Source organism: Streptosporangium sp. NPDC004379 (genome assembly GCF_042873875.1).
GTDB lineage: Bacteria > Actinomycetota > Actinomycetes > Streptosporangiales > Streptosporangiaceae > Streptosporangium.
Map to the genome: position 1 here is coordinate 446,073 of NZ_JBIAMC010000004.1, position 16,389 is coordinate 462,461.

Consider the following 16,389-nt stretch of genomic DNA (forward strand, 5'->3'; position numbering starts at 1 on the left):
CCCCCGGCCCGCTCCGAGCCGGGGCGGGCCGTGAGCCGGTCGGGCCGGCGCGCTCGGCCTTGCCGTCCGCATTGGGGAACTCCCCGGTGTCTCCTGACGACCAGGCCAGCCGCATCGGGGAACTCCCCGGTGGCCGACGCCGGGCGGGTCTCCCGTCGTGCCCGGCGCGGAATGTCACGGCGAGGTGGTGACGTGGTGACACTGCCCGGAGGGACGCGGTGAGCGTTGCAATGGAGGGCATGTTCACCCCGCGGGTCACCGACCTCGCGATCCGGGTGTGAGCACCGATGTGCCCGCCTGCATGAACGTCATGGTCACCGGTGGCGGCGCGCTCCCGCGTGCGCCCAGGAGGCATGGCGTTTCGCCCGCGGGCCCACCTGCCGGCGCAAGCCCGAGAGGAATCCTCTGATGGACGCACCACGACCCGACGGACCCGGGGACGCGACGGGCCACCCGATCCCATCCGACGCGGGACGTTCGCGTCTCCTGACGCCGGAGCGTTCCCGGCCGGCCGTCGACGGCTCCCGGCCGTTCGGCGCCCATCTCCGCATGAGCCGGTGGAAGCCGCTCGTGGTCATCATCGGGTCGCCGCTGCTGCTGCTGGTCCTCCAGGTGCTTCTCTACCAGGTCGTAGGCGTCCTCGAGGGCAGCGACGACCCGATGGCGCCCGCCTTCACACCGCTGAAGTTCCTGGCCGTCAACCTGAGCACGGGCGTGACGGGCGTGCTGACGATCCTGCTCCTGGCGTGGCTGGCCAAGGTGCCGTGGCGCAGCCTGATCAGTTTCCCGCGGGCCTTCGACACCCGCCGCCTGACGTACTACCTGATGGGCGCGGTGCCGCTGGTGGGCGCGGTGATCGGCGTCGTGGCGCTGATCGCGCCGGACTCGCCGGGCTGGACCGCCTTCGGCGTCACCGGCACGACGATCGTCATGCTGGGGCTCGTGGTGCTGAGCACCCCGATGCAGACCGCCGGTGAGGAGCTGATGTTCCGGGGCGCCATGCTGCCCGCCGCCGCGTCCTGGGTGCGTGCGGTGCGCCCGGCCATGGCCGTCGGACTCGTGATCTCCAGCCTGGCCTTCGCAGCGAGCCACGGGTCGGCCGACCCCTGGCTGGCCGGTTACTACGCCGTGTTCGCCATCAGCGCCGGCCTGATGGCGATCATCAGCCGGGGCCTCGAAGCGTCCATCGCCTTCCACACCGCCAACAACGTCCTGTGGACGGCCGTCAACACGCTGATGGCGGACGGCGAGGCCTTCGCGATCGACCGGTCCGCCGGCAGCGGCGGCCCGTCCGTGCTGATCCTCGCCGTCGCGAACATCGGCATGGTGGCGTTCGTCTGGCGGCGTGAGCGGCGGCTCCGGCGGGAAGCCGCCTGACTCCATCGGGGCGAGCCGTCCGTCCGCAGTCCGCCAGGGGAGAAGGTGGCGCGGCCTGCCGACAGGTGGCCGGGTGCGCCGCCCGGCCCCATCGTCCGGGGTTTCTGTGAGGAACGGCGCCGCGGCCGTCAGGCCTGGCTGCTGTCCTTGTGCTCGCCCCAGCCGTGCCAGCGGTCCACCTCGATCCAGGCGCTGACCCGCTTGCGATCCCGCCGCGGGTACGGGTTGCCCCCGTAGTGCGTCGACAGCCGGTCGATGTCCTTCAGGCCCTCGTCGTCACGCATCTCGGCGACGTGCCCGATGATGCTGACGTGGGTGTACCAGTTGCCCTCGTCGAGCACGGTGAGCGTCACCCGGGGGTCGTTGCGCAGGTGGTCCAGTCGCTTGCGGCCCTCGTCCATGTTGACCAGGATCCGGCCGTCGTCCTCCCAGAGGTACCAGGTGGCCGTGGACACGGGCTGACCGTCGGACCGGAGCGTCGCGATGACGGCGGGGTTCGGCTTCTTCAGCATCTCGACGACGCCCTCGGGAAGCGGCGGGTTCGACATGGCTATCCTCTTTCGGCTCGGTGTCCCCGGGTGTTACGGGTGACGCGGGTGTGATTCATGAGAAGTATGTCCACAGGGGCACCTCGGAATCCGCCCGAGGCCCACGCCTCGCCGTACGCGTGCCGATGCTGAGACGGTCCGGCGCACCCGGGGAGACCAGAGGCGCGACCGGATCGTCGCTCCACGGTCCGGCAGGTGTCTCGACGCGACCGGCATCAACGTCGCCGACGGCACCCGGTGACGGATCTGGACCGCGACGGTACCGACCGGCACTGGACATGTGGCTGAGCGAGGGGTCCCTTGCGCACGGCAGGCCCTGTCTTCCCCCAAGAACGCGCTTCCCCGACCAGGACGGAGCGTTCTTGATCACGGTTTGGTCTCGCGCAATCGGCTGATCTTGACGGGATGGAGATCATGGGAGGTTATTAGAACACACGTTCCCATCTGTGCAGGAGGTCTTGTGCGCCACCCACTGGTTCGTCGATTAGTCGCTCACTGCGGCGTCGCCGGTCTGATCACCGGCCTTCTCACCGGTCTGCTCACCGTCGCGGCCCCCGCCGCCTCGGCAGCCGACATCACGACCGACCTCGGGGTGACCTTCGACTCCTACACCGCCGACCTGGCCGTCGGCGGCGGCCGGGTGTTCGTCTCCGCCACCGATCGGATCATCGTGGCCGGCACCGACGGAAACCTCACCGGCGGTGTCGTCACCGGCCTGTCCGACGTCCGCGAGCTGGCCATGAACGCGGACGCCACCCGCCTGTACGCGGCGCTCACCGGCTCGAACGAGGTGGCCGAGATCGACACTGCGAGCCTCGCCGTCACCCGGCGGATCGACCTTTCAGCTCACCCGTGCCCGTCCACCCTGGCCCTGCTGGGCGAGCGACTGTGGGTGGGGTACGGATGCGACGATCCCGGCGGCGTCGTCGGCCTGGACCTGAGCGTGGCCGTACCGACACCGACGGCGGTCGGGGGCGAGCACCTGAGCGCTCCCGTGCTCGCGGCCGCCGGCGACACGCTCGTGGTCGGCCGGACCGGCCTGCACCACGCCGACATGCTCGTCTATGACATCGGCGGCGGCACCCCGGAGCTGCGCGGCACGATCGACGGCACGAAGTGGCGCATGGACTACCTGCGCGACCTCGCCCTGACCTCCGACGGCGCCACCCTGTACTCCGCGGCCGACGGTCCCGGCCGCTTCAACAGGTACGACACCCGGACCCTGGCGGTGACCGGCACCTACGGCGACGGCTGGGACGGGTACCCCTCGGCCGTGGCGCTCGGCTCGGACGGCGCCTACGTCGCCGCGGGACGCCAGTACGGCAGCACCGACCTCACGCTCTACGACGCCGCGACCGGCGCGAAGCTGTTCGCGGCCGACAAGCCGGACGCCGAACTGCTCCCGGACGGTGTCGCGTTCTCCGGCTCGGACGTCTTCGCGCTGCTGCGCAGTTCCGCGGACCGGCTGCTGCTGTGGCGGGTGACGGGCGTCGCGCTGCCGGCGTCCACTCTGAAGGTGACGGCCCCGGCGCGCGAGTTCATCGGCTCGCCGGTCACCGTCGAGGGGCGGCTCACTCGCGCCGACGGCAAGGCGCTCGGGCTCAGGCCGATCGCGGTGACCCGGCGCTCGGTCGAGGGGAGGAAGGATCCGATCGCCGGCGTGACGACTCGGAAGGACGGCACGTTCACCTTCCAGGACACGCCGCCGGAGGTCGGTGAGGTGACCTACCAGGTGTTCTGGGACGGCGACGACAGCTACCGCCGGAGCGACGCCTCCGTCACCGTGATGATCAGGCACGTGTCCACCCTCACCATGGACGGGCCGCAGTCGGGTGTCGCCGGCACGCCCGTCACACTGACCGGCGTGCTCACGGCGGGTGACCATCCGCCCGTGAGGGCCACGCTCACCGTGCAACGCAGCGTGTACGTCGACGGCGTCAGCGGTAAAAGCGTCACGCTGCCGCCGGTGAGCGTGAACGACGACGGCACGTACACGTTCACCGACACGCCCGCCGTCGCCGGCAGGTACGACTACCTCGCGATGTGGTCGGGGGAGGCCACAGCCGGACCGGCCAAGGCCACCCACCGGATCATGGTCGAGTGACCTGAAGGCCGTGCCCGGCCATCGGGCCGGGCAGGGCCGTGGTCGCGTTCCCGGTGAAAGCCGGTGCGCGGCCTCGGCTACGGCGTCATGCCCGAGCCGCCTTCCGGAAGGCGCATGCCGCGACGCGATGGCGCTCCCTTGGAATGACGTCCTGGTCGAAAGTCTCTCGGACGACTCCCACCTTCGGCGAAGGCGCAACGGGAAACGGAGGCCGGCCGCCCTGACCGATTCCACGCCGCTGCCCACGAAGCGGATGGGGAAAACGGGCGGTCCGCACTAGACTTCCCGCGGAGGAACGGAGGGGCTTGTGGAGTCCGGTAGCAAGCGCTGGGAGGAGATCACACCTTCCGAGTACGCCCACGAACGAGGCGGCCTCGCCGCGATCCGGGCAAGACTCGACGACGAGGACCCTTACCGGGCATGGAGCAACTTCAGCTTCACGACTCGCAGCGGCCGTCAGTACGAGGTCGACCTGCTCGTCATCGGCAAGGGCGGCATCTACCTGCTGGAGCTGAAGCACTGGTCCGGCCGGATCGTCGGCGACCACCAGACCTGGCTCCACAACGGCACGGCTGAGGACCACCCCCGCATCCTCGCCGACATCAAGGCCAAGCACTTCAAGCAGTTGCTCATCGACGCCGGCGGGCGCGACCTGCCTTTCGTGCACGCGGGTGTCGTCCTCCACCAGCCGACGGCCGAGGTACGGCTCACCGACCGGGGCAGGAAGGGCGTCTACCGGATCGACGGGCAGGGCCCGGACGGCCTGGACGAGCTCATCGCGAACGAGCTGGCCGTCACCCCGTCGAACCCGCACAACGCCATCGACCGTCGGCGTTCGGTGGAGCTGGCCCGGCTGATCAACAAGGCGGGCGTGCGTCCCAGCGTGCGGCATCGCCGGGTCGGAAACCTCGAGCTGACCGGTGCTCCTCTGGCCGAGGGGCCCGGCTGGCAGGACTACCTCGCCCGGCACCCCATGCTGGAGAGCGCCCGGCGGGTCCGCTTCTACCTGGTCGATCGGGGCGTCTCCGAGGAGGAGCGTGCCGCGACCCTCCGGGCCGCCAAGCGCGAGTTCGTCACCCTGGAGAACGTCAACCATCCGGGCATCGCTCGCGCGCTCGAGTTCTACGAGCACGACCGCGGTCTCGCCGTCGTCTTCGAGCACGACGCGACCGAGGTCCGGCTCGACCACTTCCTGATGCAGAAGGCGGACGAGCTCTCCATCGACCAGCGGGTCGGCCTCGTCCGGACCCTGGCCAACACGCTGCGGTATGCGCACTCCCGGCGGCTGGTCCACCGCAGGCTCAGCCCGCTCTCCATTTTCGTCCGCAGCTTCGCGAACGGCCGGTACGGCGTGCGGGTCCGCGACTGGCACACCGCCGCGCGCCTCGCCCCGGGATCCCCCGGATATGGCGGCTACGCCGTCGGCACCCGTACGCTCGAGGCGCTGACCGACCGGGCCGCCCATGGATACCTCGCGCCCGAGACGCTTCATGACCCGGCCGCCGACCCGATCCTGGCCGACGTCTTCGGCCTCGGCTCCGTGTCTTTCCTGATCTTCACCGGCAAGGCGCCCGCTGACACCGGCGAGGAGCTCCAGCAGCGGCTCACCCGGGAACGGGGCCTCGACATCGGCGTCGAGCTGGACGGCGCCTCCCAGATGTTGATCGACCTGATCAGGAACGCCACGGCGGGCGACGTCGACCTGCGTACGGAGTCGACGGAGAAGTTCGCCCAGGAGCTGGAGGCCCTGATCCGGGAGTTCCTCCAGCAGGAGGAGGCCGCCCAGCGGGTCGATCCGCTGGACGCCGCACCGGGTGTGGTGATCGGCACCGGGGAGCAGCCCGGCCGGTTCGAGGTGGTCCAGCGGCTGGGTCAGGGGTCCACCGCTCTCGCCCTCCTCGTCAAGGACCCCGAGCACGGCCAGGCCGTGCTGAAGGTGGCGCTGGACGAGGACGGCGCCCGCCGGCGCCTGCTGGACGAGTCCGAGGTGCTCCACCTGGCCCGTGAGCCGCGCATCGCCCGCAGCCTGGAGGGGCCGCTGGTCGTCGGCGGCCGTACGGCGCTGCTCCTGGAGGACGCCGGCCGCGAGAGTCTGGCGGCGATGATCCGCAGGGAGGGGCGCCTCTCGCTCGACTTCCTCAGCCGCTGGGGCAGGGACCTGCTGGAGATCCTCGCCGCTCTCGACCTCGCCGGGATCAACCACCGCGACATCAAGCCCGACAACCTCGCGTTCCGCGAGCGCGGCAAGAGTCGCGAGGTGCACCTGTCGCTCTTCGACTTCTCTCTGTCGCGGGCGCCGCTGGAGCAGACCGGCGTCGGCACCCCGCCCTACCTCGACCCGTTCTTCGACCCGGTCCACCGCCCCCGCTACGACGCGGCGGCCGAACGCTACGCGGCGGCCGTCACCCTCTATGAGATGGCCACCGGCCGGACCCCCACCTATGGCACCGGTGGCAGCCATCCGGCGGTGATCGAGAGTGACGTCACGATCGACCCGGGTGACTTCGAGCCGGGCCCCGCCCGCGACGGGCTGGTCGCCTTCTTCCGCCGGGCGCTCTCGCGTGACGTCAAGGCCCGGCACGAGTCGATCGAGGAGATGCGGATCGCCTGGCAGGCGGCCTTCGAGTCCGTCCCGCCGGCGGCGGCCACGCCCACCAGCGTCAACCCGGTGACGGGTGAGGAGCTCGACCAGGCGGCGTCCAAGGCCGTCCTGGACACCGCCATCGCCTCGTCGGGGCTCACCCCCCGCGCGGTCGACGCGCTGCACCGCATCGACGTCAGAACCGTCCGTGACCTGCTGGCCCGCTCGCCGTTCGAGCTGTCGCGCCTGTCCGGGGTGGCCGATCCCACGAAGCGGGAGATCAGGCGCAGAGCCAAGCAGTGGCGGGGCCGGCTCCAGCCTTCCACCGAGACCTTCGAGACCGCGGATCTCCAGGACGACTCCGAGCGGGGCGTCGGCGCGGTGCTCGGCTCCCTGGTGCCGAAGAGCCTCCGGGGAGACTCCGCGGAGGCCCAGGTGCTGCGGCTCTACCTCGGCCTGGAGGACACGGACTCCGACTGGCCGAGCAACGCCGAGCTGGCGCAGGCGACCGGGGTCACCGCGGGCCGGGTCGGCCAGATCGTCCCCAAGGCGCGCAAGGGCTGGCGGTCGAAGCGAAGCCTCACCCGCGTCCGGGACGAGATCGTGGACATCGTCGAGGACGCCGGCGGCGTGGTCGCCGCGACGGGCATCGCCGAGGCGCTGCTCGCCTCCCGCAGCCCCGACGCCGCGGGGGAGCGGTGGATGCGCCGCGCCCTCGGGCTGGTCCGCGCCGCCGTCGAGGTCGAGACCGAGCGGGGCGGGGAGGCCAGGCTCCTGCAGCGGCACTGTCACGGATCGGTGATCGTCGCGCTGGAGAAGCCGACCGACCCCGACGCCGTGCCCGGCACCGACCTGCTCGACTACGCCGTACGGCTGGGCAGGGCCGCCGACCACCTGATCGCCGAGTCCCCGCTGCCCAGCGCGGCGCACACCGAGGCCAGGCTGCGCGCGGTACGGCTGCCGCAGGGAGCGGCGGAGCTGCCCGCCGAGCGTCTGGCCTTGCTGGCCGCCGCCGCCTCCCGCACCGCCGCGGCCAACGGGCGCGCGGAGATCTACCCCGACGGACTGGACCCCCGCCTGGCCCTGGAGCAGATGGCCTCCTCGCTCGGCGTCGTCCGCCACGGCATGAACGCCGAACAGCTCAAGGCACGGGTACGCGCCCGCTACCCGAAGGTCGGTCCGTTCCCCCAGGATCCTCCAGGGGAGGAGCCGCGCGAGCTGAACGCGCTGCTCAAGAAGGCCGGGGTCCCGCTGGTCTTCGCCCGTGGCCACGGCACCTACGAACCGCGCCGGATGCTCGCCACCATCCTGCCGTCCTCCAGGAGCCGAGTGGGCTCCAGCCTGAGCGGCACCGGAGGCAGCCGGGAGCTCGCCGACTTCGAGCGTCGCATGGAGCTGTCCGCCCGGGAGCGCGGCTTCGTCACGCTCGCGGTGAACTACCGCCTCTACCTCGACGCCGTCGCGGCGCTGAGCGCGCGGTTCGGCGCCGAGGTGCTCGACGTCACCGCCGAGCTGCTGACCGCGATGCGACAGACCGCCCAGACGCTCAACGTCGACTGGTCGCTGGTGCTTCGCTCCGACCGCCCGGACGCCGCTCCGCAGGATGTTGCGAACCTACGGCGGCTCGTCGCGCTCGCAGCGACCGGGCTGGAGGAGCGGCTGACCACCGAGACCAGGCCGCTGTTGATCGTCGAGGCGGCGCCGCTCGCCCGTTACGAACGGCTGGCGGTGCTGGAACGGCTGGCGGACAAGGCGACCGCCCGGCCCGCCGCACGCTGGCTGCTGCTGCCCGTCGAGCGAGGCGGCATGCCGCACATCGACGACCGGCCCGCCCCCGGCGCCCTCGGAGCGCTGCCGGTGTCCGCCAAGTGGGTCGAGGCCCACCACCGCTCCGCCGCCTCGTAGCCTCCGCAGGACGTCACTCGAGCAGGTCGCACAGGTCCGGGCCGAGGTCATCGCCGATCATCCGCAGGGCGGTCTCGGCGCGTGAGGCCAGGGCGATGGGCGCGATCCCGGCGACCAGGTGTGCGTGGGTCAGGCGGTCGAGGGCCGCGCCCACCAGCGGGGCCGTCACCCGCAGCGCCGCGGGCAGGGCGACGCCTCCGGTGGAGCCGCCGTGCAGCACGATGTTGCGGCAGCGGTACAGCCGGCGCAGCGACACCTCGACGTAGTAGCGCACCCGCTCCAGCACCCGCCGTTCGTCGGTCAGCAGCTCGCGCAGCCGCAGGACGCAGGCGGCGTCGCTGCGGGTCCGCCACGACCGCACGAGCGGGAGGGAACCCTCGGCCCTCAGCTCAGCGGCGATCAACGCGGCCCGCCCCCGGTTGGAGTCGCACGCGCCGAGGCGGGCGGCCAGGTCACCGTCCTTCACCTCGCGGATCCGGTAGGAGAGCGCGGTGAGCTCGGCGCGCGGCCAGGATGCGGCGACGAGCGCGGCGGCCCGGGTCGCGGCGACCACCTTCCCCTGCTCGTCGGGGTCGCGGGCCTCGGTGAGCAGCGACTCCAGCGCCGCCCAGCCTCCGGCGACAGCGGGCGCGAGCGGCCCCTGGTTGAGCCCGGAGGCGATCTCCAGGGCGTCGTCGACCGTGTTCCTGGACTGCTCGCCGAAGCGCTGCACCTCACCGCCGACGACGTAGAGCTGGCGCTCGGCGGCCAGGGAGAGGACCTGCGCTCCCCGGTCGGGCGGTTGCAGTGCCAGGGGCTTGGTCTCCCCGGCGACGTAGGCGTCCCCGAGGGGGAGCACCGGCGCACCCGTGGCGAACCGGGCGCGGGCCTGCATCCGCTCGACCAGGCCGAAGGCGATCTCCACCGCGCGGACGGAGTCGCGCGCCTCCACGGTGAAGGCCAGCGAGCCCACGATCCGCTCCGGAGGCGTGAGGCCCATCTCGGCGGCCAGGGCCCGCGTCTCGTCCGCGGTCCGCCAGTGCGGCAGGTGGCCGGCCAGGTCCTCGTGCCGGTGCAGCGCCTGGAACGGGACGACCACGCTCCAGTCGCGCGGGGGCCGGGCGAGCAACGCCGCCGCCTCGGTCAGCAGTTCCGTGGCCGCGAGGTCCTGCCGCCCGTCGCGGAGCCACCGCTGCAACCCGGCCAGGCTGTGCCCGCTGTCGAGCAGGTGGGAGGCGACGGCCCTGGCGACCCGCTCGGCCCGGGGTGGGGCCTCGACGGCGACGGCGGTGGCCCACCGGTCGAGGTAGCCGGGGCGGGCGACGTCGATGAGGTGGCGCAGCTTGCGGCGGCCGTCGCTGGCCGACGTCAGGGTGGTCTTGACGCACTCCTGCAGCTCGCGTCGGTAGATCTTGCTGCCCAGCGCCGGGTCGGTGCCGAGAAGCCGATCCAGGGCATGACGCTGCCAGTCGACCGCTCCCTGCGACAGGACCTTGCGGTCGACCCAGACGCCCGCCTCGTACAGTTCCTCCAGGGCGAGCAGGGAGCTGACGTCCCACAGCCGGCGGGTCCACGGGGCGGTGGCGCTGGTGAAGTCGAGCATCCGGGTCGTGACGTGCCGGGAGTAGGAGGACCGGGGGTCACGCCCGAGGAGGATCGCGTTCATGAAGGAGCGGCCTCGGGGGTCGGGGGAAGTAAAGAGGGCGCGGTCCGAAGACCGCGCCCTCAGGGGCATGAAGCCCCGGATTAGCCTGTGCTCGCTTTCGCGACTCCTTGAGCATACCCGCTCACACCGTGGTCGTCCCTGGTTTTTCGTATGTCCTCGGCCGGATCGCTGTTGTCCAGGTCGCATTGGGCGTTCGGGGCCACGCCGGTGGGCTCAGCGCCGCTCGGCGACCCGTCCGCCCCGCGCCGTGCACCTGACCGGATGCGGACGGTCGTCACCTCCGGCCTCCTCGGTCAGGTGAGCGTGTCGAAGCCGCCGGACTTGATGCCGCCGATGAATGCGGCCCATGAGTCCTGGCGGAAGATGAGGGTTCCGCCGTCGCGGTCCTTGGTGTCGCGGACGGCGACGGCGTCGTTGACGAACGCCACCTCGACGCAGCTCGGGCCGTCGGCGCTGAGGCTGCTCTTGCGCCAGCGCGCACCGGAGAGGTCGGGCTGCTGCATCCTGCTTCCTTCCCCTAGCGATCTTCACGCAGGGACGCGATGAGAGCGGCCGTGTCGGCGGGGCTGAGGGCTATCGCGCGAAGATGCTGGCATGTGTCGTTGTATTGCCGGATATCCGCCTCTTTCTCAAGAAACAGACCGCCGGCCATGCTGTCAATGTGAATCACGTCGGGGCCGTCATCGTCGAACTTGAGCACAATGAAGCTCCCCGGCATGCCGGGATGGGCTCCGGCGGAGAACGGAATGACCTGGACGGTGATGTGTGGGCGCTGGGCCTGCTGAGCGAGGTGCGTGAGCTGGTCCCGCATGATGGCGTCATCACCGACCGTCCGCGACAGCGCGGCCTGATCCAGGATCGCCCATAGCCGCAGAGGCGTTTCGCTCTCGAGAAGCGCTTGGCGGTGCAGCCGTGCGGCGATCCGCGTCTCGATCTCGTCGTCGGTGATGGTGGGCCGCACGCCGCGCATCACCGCCCGCGCGTAATCCTCGGTCTGGAGCAGTCCCGGGATGAACAGCGACTCGTAGTTGATGGCCTCGCGGGCCTCCGCTTCCAGGCCGATGTACGCGCTGTATTTGTCGGGAAGGTCTATCTCGAACCCGTGGATCCAGCCGCGTTGCTTGGCCTCCTTCTGCAAGGCCACCAGTCCGGTGCGGCGGTCGCCGGTCACGCCGTAGGCGTCGAGCAGAGCGGTAAGGGTCCGGAGCTGCGGTTTCGCCTTGGCTGTCTCGATCCGGTGGAGTGTCGCGAGGTTGACGTCGGTCTTCTCGGCCACCTCAGTCTGGGAGAGTCCGGCCTCCTCCCGGAGGCGACGCAGCTCGGAGGCCAGTCGGCGCAGGCGAACCGTGGGCGGCTGGCGTCTGGGTCGTGGCAGGGGTCCGACCGGGCCCAAATCGGGCTTCACCTGCATCTTTAACGCCTTTCTGGATTATGCGGCCAGTGTGAACGCCTATATTGCGTTCACCCATTGTGATGGTGCATGCTCTCAGCGTAAAGCCTGCCGGGTCGGTTCCTCTTCGGAAGGCGAAACCTCTGATTTCCCTGGACAGCCGGGCGGATGATCTTCCCTCCCGTAACGGCCCACCCCGTTCGGGGTCCGTCCGGCTCAAGCGGCATGACCCGCGGCAGCCCCCTGCCGCGTCCCAGGTCGTGCCCTCATGGGACCGGCGTCGTGCTCCCATCCCCCGTGGGGAGAGCAGCCGCCCCCGTCTGCGAACGGCGCCGGTCCCATGCCCTGCCGCCTGTCATGCCGACCAGGAACGGGTAGCCGATGACCGACTTCAGCACCGGAAAGCACCACCTGGAGCTCTCCCTCTTCCCGACCTCGCCCTACTACGCTCGCGTGCACGTCCAGCGCGTACTGGAGGGCTGGGGCCGGGACGACCTGGTCGATACGGCCCAGCTCATCGTCTCCGAGCTGGTCTCCAACGCCATCAAGGCCCACCTCGCCCCCGTACCCGGCGCGGACCTGGAGACGGCGGCACCCCCGCCCCCCGACCACATCTGGCTCGACCTCTACCGCCCCGGCGACCCCGAGAGCGACGGAGGTGCAGGAAACAGCCCCGGCACCGAGCGCGCTGGGGATCTGGTCGTACTGCGGGTCTGGGATGCCGCCGGCCGTACTCCGCCGGTCCTTCGCGCCCCCGACCCGGATGACGAGGGTGGACGCGGCCTCTGTCTCGTCGACCTCCTTGCTCGCAGCTGGGGCCATTACCGTCTGTCCACCGGCGGCAAGGTCGTCTGGTGCGTCTTGGCCACTCCATCGGTGACCGCCGAGGACTGTACTGCCTGATCGCTGTGTCGTTCGTCCGATGACAGCTCTCCGAAAGGTACTTTAGAACCTATAGGGGACATAGAAGCAGATATTGGCCTGACCGATATAGCGGTAATAGATGACCGAATTAACGGTGGCGAAGCGGTCGGTGGAGGGATGACCGGAACGGGTCGTCACCAGCCGTAACGTCCGCTCGCTGAACGCCCATATTGTTATCAAGCTGACCCGCCATTTCGGGTCTTGCCGATCGAATGCGCGGTGCATCATGGCACTTTGCGCTGCTTACCGGTATGCGACCGGAGCATTGGCCGATAACAGGTGAGAAGGGTGGTCAGGTGTCGGTTATCTCCGCCGCACTGCTCAAGGACCTTCAGAGGCAGGTGGCGCGAGTCGCCGACGACCTGCGTGGGCAGGCAGAACGAATTCCGGAGATTGGTGACCGGCTGAGGGAGATGCACCGCACCGCCGGAGGCATCGGCCGCACCGGGGAGAACTGGACCGACTGGCTCACCGCCCAGTGCGCCCAGGCCGCCAGCTCGTGGACGGTCGCCTGCGCGTTCATCCGCTTCTGCGAGGACAACGACCTCACCGCCCACCGCTGGATCGCCTCCCGCGACGCCGCCGGCCACGCCACCTCCGAGGCGGCCGACGCCGAGGTCGCCTGGATCCAGCGCAACCCCCGGCTGACCGCTCGCGAGTGGCTGCGCGAGTCATTCACCTGGCTCCGCTCCACCCGGGCCGGGCACGCGCTCTTCCCCGACACCGACTTTGTCTGGTGGTGGGACGTCTCTGCCGACCAAGCCGAGGAACTGGTCGCCTTCTTCCGCCGCCGGGACGCGGACGGTGTGCGGCTCGCCCACGACGAGTTCCACAGCCCGGACCTGGACACCCGCTTCCTCGGTGACCTCTACCAGGACCTGTCGGAGCACATCCGCAAGCGCTACGCCCTGCTGCAGACCCCGGTCTTCGTCGAGGAGTTCATCCTGGACCGGGTCCTCGAACCGGCGGTCGAGGATTTCGGCCTGGACGACTTCAAGCTGATCGACCCGACCTGCGGGTCAGGACACTTCCTCCTTGGAGCGTTCAACCGGCTGCTGGAGAAGTGGGTCGTCCATAAGCCGGGAATGGACGACCGGGTGCGGGTGCAGAAGGTGCTCGATGCGATCCATGGCGTCGATATCAACCCCACCGCCACCGCCATCAGCAAATTCCGGCTGATCGTGGCGGCGTTGAAGGAGTGTGCGGTCACCCGGATCGACACGTCGGACGTGCCCGCGCTCAATCTGAACATCGCCACCGGCGATGCGCTGCTATATGGCGGGGGAAAATTCGGCAAGGGACGTCAGGCTGCCTTGGATGTCCTACCTGACGATCCGTTGGCCTTCCACCTCTATGGCTGGGAAGATGTTGATCGTTTTCCTGAGATCCTGGACTACGGCCGATATCACGTTGTGGTCGGCAACCCGCCGTACATCACGGTGAAGGATCCGGAGTTGAACAAGAGATATCGGGAACGCTATAAGGCGTGCTCCGGGAAGTATGCACTGTCGGTTCCCTTTGCTGAGCTGTTCTTCCGGCTTGCAGTCAGAGATGCCGAGCGTCCTGGACATGTGGGCCAGATAACTTCTAACTCGTTCATGAAGCGAGAATTTGGCAAAGACTTGGTTGAGAGATTCTTTGCCTTCGAAGTGGAGCTGACACAAGTAATTGACGCTTCAGGGGCTTATATCCCTGGCCACGGAACTCCGACGGTTATATTGGTCGGAAGAAATCGGGATCGCAATCGGCTTGGCCATATTCGTGCTGTCCTCGGTGTCCGCGGCGAGCCTTTTCAGCCTAAGATTCCGTCGGCGGGCGTCGCGTGGAGGTCAATCGTTGATCTTATTGATCGAGTTGGTTCGGAGAACGAGTACGTCTCTGTAGTCAACTTAGATCGGGGTCAGCTGTCTGTCCATCCTTGGGCGTTGTCCGGCGGTGGTTCAAGTGGTCTTTTCAAGCTCGTCGAAATGTCAAGGGGAAGGCTGGCGGACAGGATCGGTCGCCCTATCGGTTTTGCAAGCTTTCCCGGGCAAGACGAGATATTTTTTGTTGGAACCCCATGGCTTCGCCGACAGCAGATTTCCTTCCCTCTCGGTAGAGAGCTAATCATCGGGGAAGTGGTTCGCGACTGGAGTGCGAACGGCGTTGAGGACGTTCTTGTCACCTTCGGTGAAGACCATAGAGCGCTTGACTATGATCGCTCTTCGAATTGGGGTAGGCACTTATGGAACTTCAGGGCAATTCTCAAGCTTAACGTCGCATCTGATGGGAGGGTGAAATCCGGGTCTGAGGCCCGCTGGTGGCTATGGTATCGCTGGGTGCGTGAGCGGTATATGATCCCGCTATCTATCACGTTCTCCTTTGTGGCAACTCATAATCATTTCGTCTTGGATAGAGGCGGGAAGGTTTTCAAGCAATCCGCTCCAGTCATTAAGCTTTCTGAAGATGCCACGGATGACGATCACCTGCGGTTGCTTGGCCTGCTCAACTCCTCCACTGCCTGCTTCTGGCTCAAGCAGGTCAGTCATGCCAAAGGCGGAGCCGATAACTCCAGTGGCGGGGGAAATCGCTGGAGCCCAGAAGCATGGATCGAACGATACGAGTTCACCGGGACCAAGTTGCAGGAATTCCCGCTGCCGAGTGGGACGCCGTTGGAGCGGGCTCGGCGGCTTGACGCGCTCGCTCAGGAACTGGCCTCAGTGACCCCCCAGGCCGTCTGCGCCCAAGCCGTCCCTTCCCGCACCTCCCTAGCCGAAGCCCGAAAGCACCACGACGCCGTCCGCGCCGAGATGATCTCCCTCCAAGAGGAGCTGGACTGGGAGGTCTACAAGCTCTACGGCATCCTCGACGAGGACCTGACCTACCCCGGCGACGACCTGCCCGGCCTGAACCTCGGTGAGCGGGCGTTCGAGATCATCCTCGGCGCCCGGCTCCTCGACGGCGAGACCGACACCCAGTGGTTCGCCCGGCACGGTTCCACCCCCATCCGGGACGTCCCCTCCCACTGGCCACAGGCATACCAGGACCTGGTCCGGCGGCGGATCGAGATCATCATGGATCACCCGCTGCTCAAGCTCGTCGAGGCCCCGGAGTGCAAGCGCCGCTGGAAGGCCGAGCCGTACGAGAGGGCGCGGGCCGAGGCGCTGCGAGGCTGGCTGCTCGACCGGCTGGAGGACGAGGACCTCTGGTTCGACGGCGGCCGGGAGGGCGGCGCGCCCCGCACGCTCAGCGTGGCGCAGCTCGCCGACCTGGTCCGCACCGACGCCGACTTCCGCCAGGTCATGGACCTCTACGTCGGCCGTCCCGACTACGACCTCACCACCGAGCTGGTCGCCCTCCTGCGGGAGGAGCAGGTCCCCTATCTCGCCGCGTTCCGGTACTCGTCGTCCGGCCTGCCCAAGCGGGCCGAGTGGGAGCAGGTCTGGGCGCTGCAGCGCAGGGAGGACGCGGGGGAGAAGGTCCACATCGACGTCCCGCCGAAGTACACCTCCAAGGACTTCGCGCACATCTCCTACTGGAGGCATCGCGGCAAGCTCGACGTGCCCAAGGAACGGTTCGTCGGCTATCCGGGCGCGCAGCGGGAGAACGACGTCACCCCGGTCTACGGCTGGGCCGGCTGGGACCACCTTCAGCGGGCCACGGCGCTGGCCACCCTGGTGATCGAGCGGGGATACCCGGCCGACGACGAGCGCGCGGTACCGCTGCTCGCGGGTCTGGCCGAGCTGGAGCCGTGGCTGCACCAGTGGCACGGCGACTACGACGATATCTACGCCGGCTCGCCGGCCGAGTACTTCACCGGATGGCTGGACGGCCAGCTCGACGAGCGCGGGCTCACCCGGGAGAAGCTGGCCGCCTGGCGGCCCGAGACCACGAAGCGCGGCGGGCGGACCGCCACGAGGAAGAAGGGCTGACGGC

9 protein-coding genes are annotated in these 16,389 nt (G+C 69.2%); 5 read left to right on the plus strand and 4 right to left on the minus strand.

All coding sequences use genetic code 11. The features are described 5' to 3' along the window. Positions 1-549: 549 nt before the first annotated feature. Positions 550-1,377 (plus strand): CPBP family intramembrane glutamic endopeptidase, encoded by an 828-nt coding sequence (locus tag ACFYSC_RS11940; RefSeq protein ID WP_389960158.1) that lies wholly within the window; start codon positions 550-552, stop codon positions 1,375-1,377. Positions 1,378-1,505: 128 nt separating this feature from the next. Here ACFYSC_RS11940 and ACFYSC_RS11945 read toward each other — a convergent pair whose 3' ends face one another. Further along, complete coding sequence (locus tag ACFYSC_RS11945) at positions 1,506-1,925, minus strand: PPOX class F420-dependent oxidoreductase (protein WP_362932307.1); 420 nt, start codon at positions 1,923-1,925, stop codon at positions 1,506-1,508. Between the two features lie 460 nt (positions 1,926-2,385). Here ACFYSC_RS11945 and ACFYSC_RS11950 point away from each other — a divergent pair, with 460 nt between their 5' ends. Together ACFYSC_RS11950 and pglW are read left to right on the plus strand one after the other, a co-directional pair. Beyond that, positions 2,386-4,029: a YncE family protein gene (locus tag ACFYSC_RS11950; protein WP_389960160.1), complete on the plus strand. Its 1,644-nt coding sequence runs from the start codon at positions 2,386-2,388 to the stop codon at positions 4,027-4,029. 307 nt (positions 4,030-4,336) lie between these two features. After that, the gene (pglW, locus tag ACFYSC_RS11955) at positions 4,337-8,515 is read left to right on the plus strand and encodes a BREX system serine/threonine kinase PglW (RefSeq protein WP_389960162.1); all 4,179 of its coding nucleotides are present in this window, start codon (positions 4,337-4,339) and stop codon (positions 8,513-8,515) included. A 13-nt stretch (positions 8,516-8,528) separates the two neighbouring features. On the opposite strand, the gene ACFYSC_RS11960 is transcribed toward pglW, so the two are convergent. The 3 genes from ACFYSC_RS11960 to ACFYSC_RS11970 all read right to left on the minus strand — a co-directional run bounded on the left by ACFYSC_RS11960 (position 8,529) and on the right by ACFYSC_RS11970 (position 11,571). Further along, positions 8,529-10,160: an integrase gene (locus tag ACFYSC_RS11960; RefSeq protein WP_389960164.1), complete on the minus strand. Its 1,632-nt coding sequence runs from the start codon at positions 10,158-10,160 to the stop codon at positions 8,529-8,531. A gap of 293 nt (positions 10,161-10,453) precedes the next feature. Further along, positions 10,454-10,663 carry a DUF397 domain-containing protein gene (locus ACFYSC_RS11965; protein ID WP_389960166.1) on the minus strand — a complete coding sequence of 70 codons (210 nt, stop codon included), beginning with the start codon at positions 10,661-10,663 and terminating at the stop codon, positions 10,454-10,456. Between the two features lie 14 nt (positions 10,664-10,677). Beyond that, positions 10,678-11,571 carry a helix-turn-helix transcriptional regulator gene (locus tag ACFYSC_RS11970; protein ID WP_389960168.1) on the minus strand — a complete coding sequence of 298 codons (894 nt, stop codon included), beginning with the start codon at positions 11,569-11,571 and terminating at the stop codon, positions 10,678-10,680. Positions 11,572-11,931: 360 nt separating this feature from the next. Here ACFYSC_RS11970 and ACFYSC_RS11975 point away from each other — a divergent pair, with 360 nt between their 5' ends. Both ACFYSC_RS11975 and pglX read left to right on the plus strand, forming a co-directional pair. Next, positions 11,932-12,453: an ATP-binding protein gene (locus ACFYSC_RS11975; protein ID WP_389960170.1), complete on the plus strand. Its 522-nt coding sequence runs from the start codon at positions 11,932-11,934 to the stop codon at positions 12,451-12,453. Between the two features lie 317 nt (positions 12,454-12,770). Continuing rightward, positions 12,771-16,385 (plus strand): BREX-2 system adenine-specific DNA-methyltransferase PglX, encoded by a 3,615-nt coding sequence (pglX, locus tag ACFYSC_RS11980; RefSeq protein WP_389960172.1) that lies wholly within the window; start codon positions 12,771-12,773, stop codon positions 16,383-16,385. Positions 16,386-16,389: the final 4 nt, after the last annotated feature.

Excerpts from the sequence above, each read along its gene's own strand:
- ACFYSC_RS11975 (WP_389960170.1), top strand. The coding sequence starts at position 11,932 with ATGACCGACTTCAGCACCGGAAAGCACCACCTGGAGCTCTCCCTCTTC.
- ACFYSC_RS11940 (WP_389960158.1), top strand. The coding sequence starts at position 550 with ATGAGCCGGTGGAAGCCGCTCGTGGTCATCATCGGGTCGCCGCTGCTG.
- ACFYSC_RS11970 (WP_389960168.1), bottom strand. The coding sequence starts at position 11,571 with ATGCAGGTGAAGCCCGATTTGGGCCCGGTCGGACCCCTGCCACGACCC.
- ACFYSC_RS11945 (WP_362932307.1), bottom strand. The coding sequence starts at position 1,925 with ATGTCGAACCCGCCGCTTCCCGAGGGCGTCGTCGAGATGCTGAAGAAG.
- ACFYSC_RS11965 (WP_389960166.1), bottom strand. The coding sequence starts at position 10,663 with ATGCAGCAGCCCGACCTCTCCGGTGCGCGCTGGCGCAAGAGCAGCCTC.
- ACFYSC_RS11960 (WP_389960164.1), bottom strand. The coding sequence starts at position 10,160 with ATGAACGCGATCCTCCTCGGGCGTGACCCCCGGTCCTCCTACTCCCGG.